The organism is Rufibacter radiotolerans (assembly GCF_001078055.1).
In the GTDB taxonomy this organism is placed as follows: Bacteria; Bacteroidota; Bacteroidia; order Cytophagales; family Hymenobacteraceae; genus Nibribacter; species Nibribacter radiotolerans.
The window spans coordinates 4,359,450-4,370,877 of record NZ_CP010777.1 but is presented as its reverse complement, the minus strand read 5'-3'; the positions used below and the strand labels follow the sequence as shown (position 1 = coordinate 4,370,877).

Genomic DNA, 11,428 nt, shown 5'->3' with positions numbered 1-11,428 from the left:
TGTAAGTTTAGGCATTTTCAAATGATTATGCGCTTGGTCATGCTTCTGCAATTAATGTGCCGTCTCTTTTGCTGTACTATTCTAAGTAGCGTCCGTCTGGTTGCGCTGACGGCTGTGCTTTGTATGGGCTCAATGGCGGCCCGGGCGCAGGAAGGAGCCAGCGCATTGCCATATGCCCACCGTCTTTTCCTTAACCCCGCTTTTACAGGTTTATTGTCTGATTACAGCGTCATAGCCGGGCACCGCTCCCAATGGACCGGCGTCAGTTCGGGGTTCAGCACACAATGGGTGAGCGGCGAGTACCGTTTCCTGGAAAACAAGAATGCGGTGGGGGCTACGTTTCTATCAGACAAAGCACCGGGCAACGGGTACCAGAAAGTGCAGGCCAACGCCCTTTATGCCTACCATACAAAATTAAAACAAAAACTGGATTTGAGTGCCGGCCTGCAGGTAGGGTATGGTGCTGAGAAACCAGGGCTAAGCCATCTTGTGTTTGAGGACCAGTTAGGACCCGATGGCACTGTTACTCAGCCTACTACAGAGAATTTTAGCTTTGAAAGAAAGCAGTACCTCACGTTAGGGGCCGGTCTGCTTCTTTTTACCCGTCAATTCTGGGTGGGGCTCTCTGGCTTTCAATTAAATAACCCTACTGTAGGTGAAGCTTCCACCAGCACCGTGGCCCCTACTTTCCAACTGCAGACGGGCTACCGGTTTTACCTGAAAAGCTATTTTTCAGAAAATAAATTTGAGGAGATTAGCTTTGTGCCTACCCTTTCGTATATTCACCAACGTGCCTTTAAACGCCTGGATGCAAGTATTTACGCCAATTTCACTCCCTTTACTGTAGGCGTGGGCGCCACCATGCTACCGGGCACAAAAAATACGCCCCTGGCAAGTACTATTCAGGGGGTAGCAGGCGTTACACATAAAGGATTTAAAATTGGGTATGGGTACCGGCACCCGGTGTCTGAAAACCCGGTGGCCTTAGGCCCTACGCACGAGCTGGTCCTTTCCTTTGAGAAAGTGGATTACGAGAAGATTTTTAAAAGGTCAGGTTCCGATAAAAAATACAATCGGATTGCTTGCCCAGCGTTCTAATTTTCTATAATATTGCGTGTTAAAAGGTATATTTGATCTAAGAATACAATTTATCTGGTAGTTACCAATTTTATGAAGCTGTCTAAACAATTAATGTATGTGTTGGCCGCGGGGATGATCGTGTTTTCCTCCTGCTCCAAGAACAAACGTCCCACCAGCCAAGACCCGGGCAACAAAAGTACTGCCACCGGAATTGAGTTTGATGAAGAAGAGGGAGGCTTTGCGGTAGCAGACTACAGCGACGTACCTGAAGGACCAGGTCTGGTCTTTATTGAAGGTGGTAGAACAACCCTTGGCTCTTCTGAAGAAGATGTGGCCATGACCCGTGATAACATTGAGCGTACTGTTACTATTGCGTCTTTCTACATGGACGAGGCAGAGGTAGCCAACATTCACTGGCTGGAGTACCTGCACTACATCCGGAAAGACTCTTCTGAAGAGATCTATGCCAAAGCGTTACCTGACACCACCGTGTGGGAGCGTGAACTATCTTTCAATGACCCTTACGTAAGCTATTACCTGCGTTATCCAGGTTTCCGGTACTACCCAGTAGTAGGCGTAAGCTGGTTGCAGGCCCAGGATTATTGTACATGGCGGACGGCCATGGTAAACAAAGGCCTTGCCTCCAAATACAAAGGTGACTTAGCCGAAGGCGCTACGCCTCCTATTGAGTCTGGCGCCATTCTGCCCAACTACCGTCTCCCAACAGAAGCTGAGTGGGAATATGCTGCCCAGGCCTTGATTGGTACCCAATTGAGCGAAGAAGAAAACCAAACCAACAAGCGTATCTACCCATGGGACGGCCACCAGGTGCGTAATCCATACGGTAAGAACCAAGGTCAGTTCCTGGCTAACTTCAAACGTGGCCGTGGTGACTACGCCGGTATTGCCGGTTCTTTGAATGACGGTGCTATGATCACCGAGTATGTGTACGCTTACCCACCAAATGACTTCGGTCTGTACAACATGGCAGGTAACGTGAACGAGTGGGTACAAGACGTGTACCGTCCGCTTTCCTTCCAGGACGTGGAAGATCTGAACCCGGTTCGTAGAAACGGCGTGTTGGATGACTCTTCAATGTATGACGTAGCTGGCTTCCAGTCCTTGATCACCAACACCGTTCGTGTATACAAAGGTGGTTCCTGGAAAGATGTGGCTTACTGGTTGTCTCCTGGTACCCGTAGATTCATGGAGCAGGATTCTGCTACCTCTACTATCGGTTTCCGTTGCGCCATGATTAACACTGGCTCCAACAAATAAGAACAGTTTCTAAAGCATAAGTAAAAAGGGCCGGTTAGTAACCGGCCCTTTTTGTTTTATAGGGTGTTGATGATTTTATAAAGTATAGGCTTTATAAAGTATAGGCAATAGCCGCAATGCTTACAGCACTGGCTCCATTCTGCAATAGGAGGGAAGCGCAGGCCTCCAGCGTAGCCCCGGTAGTGATCACATCATCCACCAGCAGCACGTGCTTGCCCTGGATTGACTCCTTATTATATATACTATACAGCTGTTGCATGGCTTCCCATCGGGCCTGCCGGTCTTTCTTGGTTTGGGTAAGGCTGTTCCTATTCTTCTGCAGAGCATCTTCCGCTACTGGAACAGACAAGGCTGTCGCCAACTCCCTTGAGAAAGCTGCCACCTGGTTGTAGCCTCTCTGTTTCAGTTTGCTTTTATGTAGTGGCACCGGCACTACTACCTCAATGCCTTTATAGTCCGGTTGGTTCTGCATCAGGGCGCCATACCACCGGCCCAATACTTCGCCCACCTCTTCCTGGCCCCTGTATTTCAATTGGTGCAGAAGCCGCTGCACACGGCCCTTCTCCTGAAACTTAAGGTATGCTCCTGCTGCTTGCACAGGCACTCTTCCCCAGAAAACCGGATGCAGGGCGTTATCGAAAGGTGCCGTATGAAAATCGGTATAAGGCAGTTTGATGCGGCAATGGCTGCAGATAACCTCTTCGCCCATGGCCAGTTCCCCGGCACAGGCCCGGCAATCCTCGGGATATAGCAAGGCCAGAAAGTCATGGAGGAGCGTACGGAGGGTCATCTGCACTGGGGGCATAGCACTCTTGCTGATTTTGGTGTAACTTTACAGTAGGGCACAGGAGCCCATTTAATTTCGCACAACAATGAGCCAAGTAAAAGAATTCAACGACTACCGCACCCGCATGAACGAGAAGATCATGGCCGCGGATAATAAAGTAATCAAACGCTTTTTCAACCTGGACACCAATGCCTACGCAGACGGAGCCATAGACGTAAAAACCAAGGAAATGCTAGGCCTGGCCTGTTCTATGGTACTGCGCTGTGATGACTGCATCAAGTATCATTTGGGCAAATGCTTTGAATGTGGCCTCACCGATGAGGAAGTGTATGAAGTGTTCGCCATCGCTAACCTAATTGGCGGTTCCATCGTGATTCCGCACTTCAGAAGAGCGGTAGAGTATTGGGAAGAACTGAAGACCGAACAGCAAGGATAAGGGAAATCATAAGCAGGACGGATTTTGTTTTTGAGCTATTTTTCAGAAAACAAGCTTAAAAATATCTCTGAAGAAATGTGGATTACATCAGATTTAGATGAGTTCTATTCATGCTTTCACCGAAAGTAAGGAAAACATAAAAATTACGTTTCCGTCCTTTTTTAGCAGAAACGGGCCTAAAATACGATCCTTACTCAAGGTAAAAACGAACTCTTTCCACAGCTTATACTTTCTCATTACCTCACACTTATTCACACACGGCACCCATGGAGAACGAAGAAGATTTTGATGTCAGGTGGGCAGCGCTACGCCAGGATTTCAAGAAGAAGTTCGGCAAGAAGCCCGACCTCAATACCATCTTATTTTTAATAGGCATCCAGGAACTAGGACAGGGCGCGCGGGAGTTCACTAAAGAGGAAAAGCAGGACCTCATGCACATTGCTACCTGCAAGCTGCTCAGCTTGTCGGGGTTCTATGAACTGGAGGGGACAGACCAAGACGGCTGGCCGCACTGGAAATCTATCAAGCAATTGCCTGCCTGCAACCTGAAAGAACAGGAGCGCATGCTCAAATGGCACGCCTTGGAATACTTTGACCAAATGAGTTAAATGAAAATCATCAGTTATAACGTAAACGGTATCCGGTCTGCCATCTCCAAAGGATTTGTGGACTGGGTAAAGGCCGCCAACCCAGACGTATTGTGCCTGCAGGAAATAAAGGCTTGCGTTGACAAATTTGACAAAGCTCCCTTTGAGGAACTGGGATATAAGGTGTATCTGCACCCGGCCACCAAGAAAGGGTATAGCGGCGTGGCCATCCTCTCAAAGGCGGAGCCTAAGAACGTATGCATTGGCTGCGGCATTGAGCAGTATGACCAGGAGGGAAGGGTTATCCGCGCCGATTTTGACGGGTATTCGGTGTTGAACGTGTACATGCCATCAGGCTCCAGCGGGGAACACAGGCAGGCCTTTAAGATGGAGTGGCTGCGTGATTTTCAACAGTACATGCAGGGTTTAAGGCAAACGGTGCCCGGTTTGGTCATTTGCGGCGATTATAACATCTGTCACCAGGCCATAGATATCCACAACCCAAAATCAAACGCCAAAAGCTCTGGTTTCCTGCCCGAGGAACGTAATTGGTTCTCAGGTTTTCTGCAGGATGGCTATATAGATTCCTTCCGGCATTTCAATCAGGAGCCGCATCAGTATACCTGGTGGAGCTACCGCGCCAACGTGCGCACCAAGAATCTGGGTTGGCGTATTGATTACCTCCTGGTGTCTGATCACCTGAAGCCTTTTATGAAAAGGGCCGCCATTCTTCCGGAGGCCAAGCATTCTGACCACTGCCCGGTGTTGTTGGAGATGCATCCGGTAGGGGCATAGACTTTACTTTTTAATTAGAAAGCGTTTTGGGGCTGTTTTTACGAAAACGGCTCCAAAACGCTTTTTGCTTTTCTACTTTCATTAGAGACCAGGCACCTAGTAATGAGGTGCGCCTCATTCATTTTTACTCTTAAGATATCTTACGGTGGAGTGTTTTGAGGCTATTTTCTGAAAAACAGCTGCAAAACGCGGTGTTTACTTCCAATCCAGAGAATTAACAATAAATTAGTGAGCAAAAGAGTTAATACTCTACTACCTAATTACGTATGAAAGGCAAGGAAACGGTTCGTACTTGCTCTTGCTGCGTTCCTGTCTCCTACTTACCTCTTTATCTCTATTAATAAGTATGCGGGCTGCCGGTTCTTTAGATTCAGTTTTACAGCAGCTTCAGGCGTTCAAGCGCAAGTTCTATCTGAACCTGCTTTTCAAAGGTGCTTTGCTCACTATAGGGCTGCTACTGTCTTCCTTCCTGCTCATTACCGTTTTAGAGTATTTCTTTTACTTCCAGCCAAAAGTACGGGCTTTTCTGCTTTTCTCTTTCTTGGCCATTAGCGCCTTTGCCGTTATCAGGTGGCTTTGGACGCCCCTTCTGGCGCTGGCTAACCTTAAAAAGCTGCTCTCAGATGAGCAGGCGGCCCGGCAAGTGTCGCAGTACTTCCCCGAGATCCAGGACCGGCTCCTGAATTTGCTGCAACTCAAGAACGTGGCCCTGACCAATGATTTGGTGGCCGCCAGCGTGGAGCAGCGCTCTGAAGAACTGGCGGGTTACCGCTTTCCGGAACGTATTAAGCTCGCCCAGAACCGCTCGTACTTCAAATACCTGCTGCTGCCGTTGTCTTTGGTTTTAGTGCTCGCCTTTATTTACCCGGCTCTCTTTGTGCAGGGCACCGAACGGATCATCCATTTCAAGCGCCATTACACCCCCAAGGCTCCCTTTGAGTTTAAGATTGAGAACAAGTCCCTGCAGGCCTTCAAAGGCGAGGACTTTGAGCTGAAGGTGACCATTGAAGGCAGATCCATCCCGGAGGAAGTGGCCTTGGTGCTAGACGGGCGGGTACTGCCGCTTAAGCAAACCGGGGAGAATACCTATGTCTATGAGTTCAAGCAAGTGCAGGAGCCCGTGGACTTTCAGTTGACCGGTGCTGGCTTTTACTCAGGTTCTAACCATTTAAACGTGGTGGCCCGCCCCATGCTTCGGGCCTTAAGGGCCGAGCTGAAATACCCTGCCTATACCCGCAAGCCTGCTGAAATGCTGGACAATACCGGAGATTTGACCGTTCCGGAGGGGACTCAGGTAACCTGGCGCCTGGCCGCCGATAACGCCGACTCGCTCTGGCTCCAGTTCCATGCTCCCGCCCAAACCGTGAAAGCCGAGGCGGATGATGAGGAATATGTAGTCCGTAAAACCTTCCTGCAGAGCCAACCCTACAGCATGCACCTCAAGAACCGGTACTCTGAGAACAAGGAGCAAATCTCGCACCAGGTGACCGTTATCCCGGACCAGACCCCTGAGATCACGTTGGAGCAATTCAAAGACTCGGTGCTATACTCTTATTTGGTAGTAGGGGGTACCATTTCAGATGACTATGGTTTCAGTCGGCTGGCGCTGCATTACCGCGTGCTCAAAGGCAACCAAACCGGCGGCGGGTATAGGACGGTTGGGCTGCCCTTCAGTGGTTCCCTAGCCACGCAGTCTTACTTCTACCAGCTTAACCTGAAACCCTTTAACCTGCAGCCCGGCGACAAACTGGAGTACTACGTGCAGGTGACAGACAATGACCAGGTGCCGCAGCCTAAGAGTGCCCGTACGTCTACCTTCATTTTCAAGTACCCAGACCCGTCTGAGCTCCGCAAATCCATTGAGGAGACCTCGCAGCAGGTACAGTCCCAGATGAAATCATCTCTCACCAAAGCCGAGGAGCTGAAAAAGTCCCTGGAGCAGAACGAGGACAAGACCAAATTGAAGAAAGAACTGTCTTACCAGGACAAAAAAGCCCTACAGGAACTGGCAGAAAAGAAAAAGGCGCTACAGGAGGATCTGGAGGCCATGAAGAAGATGAACGAGCAGCTGAATCAGCAGCAAGAACGTTTTTCGCCCCAAAACGAGAAACTAGCCGAAAAACGAGAGCAGCTCCAGAAGATGATGGACCAGCTCCTGGACGAGGAAACCAAGAAGCTGTACGAGCAACTGGAGAAACTGCTCCAACAGAAACAGCCAGACCCGGCCCAGATACAACCCCTGCTGGACAAACTTAATAACAAGGAAGATAACCTCCAGAAAGAGCTGGACCGCCTGCTGGAGATGTTCAAACAGCTTCAGGTAGAGCAAAAACTGGACAACGCCTTACAGAAGCTGGACGAGCTGTCTAAAAAGCAGGAAGACCTGGGTAAAAAGACAGCAGAGCAGAAAGAAAAAGCAGATCAGGGCCTGCAGCAGGAGCAAAAAGCCCTGCAAGAGGAATTCAAGCAGATGCAGGAAGATCTGAAGGAAGCCGAGAAGCTGAACAAGGAACTGGAGAACCCCGAGAACATACCTGACACCGACCAGACCGAGGAACAGATTGAGCAGGAGCAGGAGAACGCCCAGGAATCTATGCAGAAAGGCAAGAACCAGAAAGCAAGCCAATCGCAGAAAGCGGCGGCCCAGAAAATGAAGCAGTTGGCCCAGCAGATGCAAAGCCAAGAAATGGGCGGCGATATGCAGCAGATGCAGGAAAACTTGGACCACCTGCGTGACATCCTGGAAAACCTGGTAACGCTTTCCTTTGACCAGGAGAAGCTAATGAAAGACTTCAGGGCGGTGCAGCAGACAGACCCCCGGTTCATTGGCCTGGCCCAACAGCAGCTTAAACTATCAGATGACGCCACCATCATTGAAGACAGCCTTTTATCCCTGGCCAAACGCGTCCCTCAGATAGAGTCCTTTGTGACCCGTGAGGTAGGTGCCATGGAGGAACAGATGAGCAAAAGCTCTGAGTCCATCAAAGAACGGAACCTGGGCAAGACCGGAAACCATCAGCAATTGGCCATGACCTCCATGAACAACCTGGCGCTTATGCTAAGCGATGTGCAGAAGCAGATGCAACAGGCCATGATGGCCATGCAGCAAAGCGGGCCCGGCAAAAAGAAAGGCAAAGGCAAGAACGGCAAAAACCAGCCCGGCAAGATGGGGCAGATGCAGCAACAGCTCAATGAGCAGATTCAGCAACTGCAACAGAGCGGCAAAAGCGGCAAAGAACTGTCTGAGCAACTGGCCCGGCTGGCTGCCCAGCAGGAAATGCTGCGCAACGCCATGAAAGACCTGGCCCCGTCGCCGGGTGCCCCGGGGGGCAAAGAAGGAGGGGAGAAACTCAGTAATTTGAGTAAGCTCATGGAACAAACCGAAACTGATCTCGTTAATAAACGTCTTACGGAGCAGACCATGATGCGGCAGAAAGAGATTCTGACGCGTCTGCTGCAAGCTGAGAAGGCCGCTAATGAGCGCGATCTGGATGAAAAAAGGGAAGCCAATACCGCTAAGGATTTGCCCGCCCGCATTCCGCCATCGCTTCAAAAGTACCAGGAAAGGCAAAAACAGCAGACAGAAACGCTCCGTCAGAACCTACCTGCACTAACTCCTTATTATAAAAAACAGGTAGATGCTTATTTTAAGCAATTAGGTTATTAGATTTGCAGACATTTCAGATATAGTATACATATTATGAATCAAGTAAAAATTCAGATTCCTTCTATCATTGAGAATATCCGTATCGTGGAGAGCTTCATTGACAACTCCCGGGAGAAGTTCCAGATTGAAGATGATATCTATGGTAATATTATGGTTGCCGTGACGGAATCTGTGAACAACGCCATTAGACACGGTAACAAGTTTGATAAAGATAAGAACGTCTATCTTTCTCTTTTTGTAGAGCCCAACCAACTACGCTTTGAGATAGAAGATGAGGGAAGTGGCTTTGACCCTAACTCTCTAAGCGATCCTACTGCCCCTGAAAACCTGGAGAACCCCGGCGGACGTGGCATCTTCTTAATGCGCAACCTCTGTGATGACGTTACCTTCAGCAATAACGGCCGCACCGTTTCCTTAACCTTTAATATTGAGAATGCAGGAACTGCCAATTGAGTTCTTTACCGAAGAGGTAGACTTTGAAGTAAAGAACGAAACAAAAGTCAAGGAGTGGCTTTTTGAGATTATTTCAGAATATTCCTTCGAAGTAGAATCTTTGAACTACATTTTTTGTTCCGATGAATATCTTCATCAGATGAATGTAGAATACTTAGATCATGATACTCTCACTGATGTCATCACCTTTGATAATTCCGATATAGAAGGAGTTATTGAAGGTGATGTTTTCATTAGTATAGACCGTATTGTGGACAACGCCACTACTTTCAACACACCAATAGAAAAAGAGTTGCATAGGGTAATGGCACATGGTTTACTCCATTTACTTGGTTTTGATGATAAAACCCCCGAAAAGCAAGCAATAATGCAATCTAAAGAAGAAGAGTGTTTAGCCCTTATAAAGTTTTAAACACAGCTTTCTTTAGTTTTACCTCACTTATCAACAATGTTTCACGTGAAACATCACACTAATCCACATTATGTTCACAAATTATGATGTAATAGTTGTTGGGGCGGGACATGCCGGTTGTGAAGCAGCACACGCGGCCGCCACCATGGGATCGAAGGTATTACTCGTAACTATGAACATGAATACTATTGCCCAAATGTCCTGCAACCCAGCCATGGGTGGGGTGGCCAAAGGGCAGATAGTCCGGGAGGTTGATGCCCTAGGCGGAATGAGCGGAGTTATCACGGATAAAACCATGATCCAGTTCAGGATGCTCAATATGTCAAAAGGCCCCGCCATGTGGAGCCCCAGGGCCCAAAGCGACCGCATGCGGTTCGCTGAGGAGTGGAGACTTACCTTGGAGCAAACGCCTAATATTGATTTCTGGCAGGAGATGGTTTCTGAACTTCTGGTAGAAGATGGAAAAGTAACCGGTGTGAAAACCAGCTTAGGTATTGAAATCAAAGGAAAGGCGGTAGTGCTTACTAACGGAACTTTCCTGAACGGTATCATCCATATTGGGGAGAAACAACTAGGGGGAGGAAGAGCCGCTGAGAAATCTGCCAAAGGTATCACAGAGCAACTAGTACGTTTAGGCTTTGAGGCCGGCCGCATGAAAACTGGTACCCCGCCTCGTGTAGACGGCCGTAGCCTCAACTATGATCTCATGGAAGAGCAGAAAGGCGATGAGAATCCGTCTAAATTCTCTTACACAGATACGCCAGCCCTTACCAACCAGAGAAGCTGCTACATTACCTATACCAATACCAAGGTTCATGATATCCTGAAAACAGGCTTTGAGCAGTCACCTATGTTCCAAGGAAGAATCCAGGGACTGGGCCCCCGCTACTGCCCGTCTATTGAAGATAAGATCAACCGCTTCGCAGAGCGTGACCGTCACCAGATCTTTGTGGAGCCCGAAGGCTGGAACACCGTGGAAGTTTACGTGAACGGTTTCTCCAGTTCCTTGCCGGAAGATGTGCAGTTAAAGGCCCTCCGCGAGATTCAGGGATTTGAGAATGCTAAGATGTTCCGTCCGGGTTACGCCATTGAATATGACTTCTTCCCGCCAACCCAACTGAACTTGACCCTGGAAACAAAGCTGGTGGAAAACCTCTACTTTGCGGGGCAGATAAACGGTACCACGGGTTATGAGGAAGCGGCCTGCCAGGGCCTTATGGCGGGAATTAACGCCCACAATAAGGTGCATAACGCAGAACCGTTTGTCTTGAAAAGATCAGAGGCTTACATAGGTGTTTTGATAGATGACTTGGTGAACAAAGGCACCGAGGAGCCTTACCGTATGTTCACCTCCCGCGCCGAGCACCGCATCCTGCTCCGTCAGGATAATGCCGATCTTCGGTTAACCGAGAAAGGCTACCATCTGGGTCTCGCCTCTGAGGAGCGCCTGCAGAAAGTGACCCGCAAGCGGGAAGAGACCGCCGAAGTACTGGCGTACCTGCAGCAGAAGGGAATTGAGCCGGAAGAAGTAAACGCCATGCTGCTATCCCTGGATTCTGCACCGATCAGTGAGAGAGCCAAGGCGGGTAATCTGCTAAAGCGGCCAAACGTGGAACTGGAGCATTTACTCCGGTCTTCTGAAAGCCTGAACCTGTTCCTGGGTAAATATTTACCAGACAGCCTGGAGCAAGCGGTTATTTCTTTGAAATATGCGAGCTATATTGACAAAGAAAACCAGATGGCCTCTAAAATGGAGGAACTGGAGAACTACATTATTAAAGGCCGGCTAGACTATAAGGGAATCACAGCGCTTTCAAACGAGGCCCGTGAGAAACTCTTTAAGGTACAGCCGGAAACCTTAGGACAAGCATCGCGCATCAGTGGCGTATCTCCCGCAGATATCTCCATCCTGATGGTATATTTAGGAAAATAG

Annotated in this window: 10 protein-coding genes; 9 read left to right on the top strand and 1 reads right to left on the bottom strand. The window is 49.0% G+C overall.

Annotation, left to right across the window (positions count from 1 at the left end; all coding sequences use genetic code 11):
• Positions 1–21 precede the first annotated feature (21 nt).
• Positions 22–1,098, top strand: a complete 1,077-nt coding sequence (locus TH63_RS17775) for a PorP/SprF family type IX secretion system membrane protein (protein WP_082161780.1) — start codon at positions 22–24, stop codon at positions 1,096–1,098.
• A gap of 72 nt (positions 1,099–1,170) precedes the next feature.
• Entirely contained in the window at positions 1,171–2,358 is a 1,188-nt protein-coding gene (gene gldJ / locus TH63_RS17770) for a gliding motility lipoprotein GldJ (protein ID WP_048922129.1), read from the top strand.
• A gap of 91 nt (positions 2,359–2,449) precedes the next feature.
• Here the strand turns inward: gldJ and TH63_RS17765 are convergent, their stop codons facing one another.
• Complete coding sequence (locus tag TH63_RS17765; RefSeq protein WP_048922128.1) at positions 2,450–3,163, bottom strand: ComF family protein; 714 nt, start codon at positions 3,161–3,163, stop codon at positions 2,450–2,452.
• A gap of 67 nt (positions 3,164–3,230) precedes the next feature.
• Here TH63_RS17765 and TH63_RS17760 point away from each other — a divergent pair, with 67 nt between their 5' ends.
• From TH63_RS17760 to mnmG, 7 genes are all read left to right on the top strand, one after another.
• The gene (locus TH63_RS17760; RefSeq protein WP_048922127.1) at positions 3,231–3,581 is read left to right on the top strand and encodes a carboxymuconolactone decarboxylase family protein; all 351 of its coding nucleotides are present in this window, start codon (positions 3,231–3,233) and stop codon (positions 3,579–3,581) included.
• A 266-nt stretch (positions 3,582–3,847) separates the two neighbouring features.
• Positions 3,848–4,189, top strand: coding sequence for a hypothetical protein (locus tag TH63_RS17755; RefSeq protein ID WP_048922126.1), 342 nt, complete (start codon positions 3,848–3,850; stop codon positions 4,187–4,189).
• A complete protein-coding gene (locus TH63_RS17750; RefSeq protein ID WP_048922125.1) occupies positions 4,190–4,963 on the top strand; it encodes an exodeoxyribonuclease III in 774 nt (257 codons plus the stop codon).
• A gap of 346 nt (positions 4,964–5,309) precedes the next feature.
• A complete protein-coding gene (locus tag TH63_RS17745) occupies positions 5,310–8,630 on the top strand; it encodes a DUF4175 family protein (protein ID WP_048922124.1) in 3,321 nt (1,106 codons plus the stop codon).
• A gap of 33 nt (positions 8,631–8,663) precedes the next feature.
• Complete coding sequence (locus TH63_RS17740; RefSeq protein WP_048922123.1) at positions 8,664–9,083, top strand: ATP-binding protein; 420 nt, start codon at positions 8,664–8,666, stop codon at positions 9,081–9,083.
• Positions 9,064–9,495, top strand: coding sequence for an rRNA maturation RNase YbeY (gene ybeY, locus TH63_RS17735; RefSeq protein ID WP_048922122.1), 432 nt, complete (start codon positions 9,064–9,066; stop codon positions 9,493–9,495). The genes TH63_RS17740 and ybeY overlap by 20 nt, the downstream gene beginning before the upstream one ends.
• A gap of 70 nt (positions 9,496–9,565) precedes the next feature.
• On the top strand, positions 9,566–11,428 hold the full coding sequence (gene mnmG / locus TH63_RS17730) for a tRNA uridine-5-carboxymethylaminomethyl(34) synthesis enzyme MnmG (protein ID WP_048922121.1): 1,863 nt from the start codon (positions 9,566–9,568) through the stop codon (positions 11,426–11,428).

What these genes read in the sequence shown, in the direction of transcription:
- TH63_RS17755 (WP_048922126.1), top strand. Translation starts at nt 3,848, where the DNA reads ATGGAGAACGAAGAAGATTTTGATGTCAGGTGGGCAGCGCTACGCCAG.
- TH63_RS17750 (WP_048922125.1), top strand. Translation starts at nt 4,190, where the DNA reads ATGAAAATCATCAGTTATAACGTAAACGGTATCCGGTCTGCCATCTCC.
- gldJ (WP_048922129.1), top strand. Translation starts at nt 1,171, where the DNA reads ATGAAGCTGTCTAAACAATTAATGTATGTGTTGGCCGCGGGGATGATC.
- TH63_RS17775 (WP_082161780.1), top strand. Translation starts at nt 22, where the DNA reads ATGATTATGCGCTTGGTCATGCTTCTGCAATTAATGTGCCGTCTCTTT.
- TH63_RS17765 (WP_048922128.1), bottom strand. Translation starts at nt 3,163, where the DNA reads ATGCCCCCAGTGCAGATGACCCTCCGTACGCTCCTCCATGACTTTCTG.
- TH63_RS17745 (WP_048922124.1), top strand. Translation starts at nt 5,310, where the DNA reads ATGCGGGCTGCCGGTTCTTTAGATTCAGTTTTACAGCAGCTTCAGGCG.
- mnmG (WP_048922121.1), top strand. Translation starts at nt 9,566, where the DNA reads ATGTTCACAAATTATGATGTAATAGTTGTTGGGGCGGGACATGCCGGT.
- TH63_RS17740 (WP_048922123.1), top strand. Translation starts at nt 8,664, where the DNA reads ATGAATCAAGTAAAAATTCAGATTCCTTCTATCATTGAGAATATCCGT.
- TH63_RS17760 (WP_048922127.1), top strand. Translation starts at nt 3,231, where the DNA reads ATGAGCCAAGTAAAAGAATTCAACGACTACCGCACCCGCATGAACGAG.
- ybeY (WP_048922122.1), top strand. Translation starts at nt 9,064, where the DNA reads ATGCAGGAACTGCCAATTGAGTTCTTTACCGAAGAGGTAGACTTTGAA.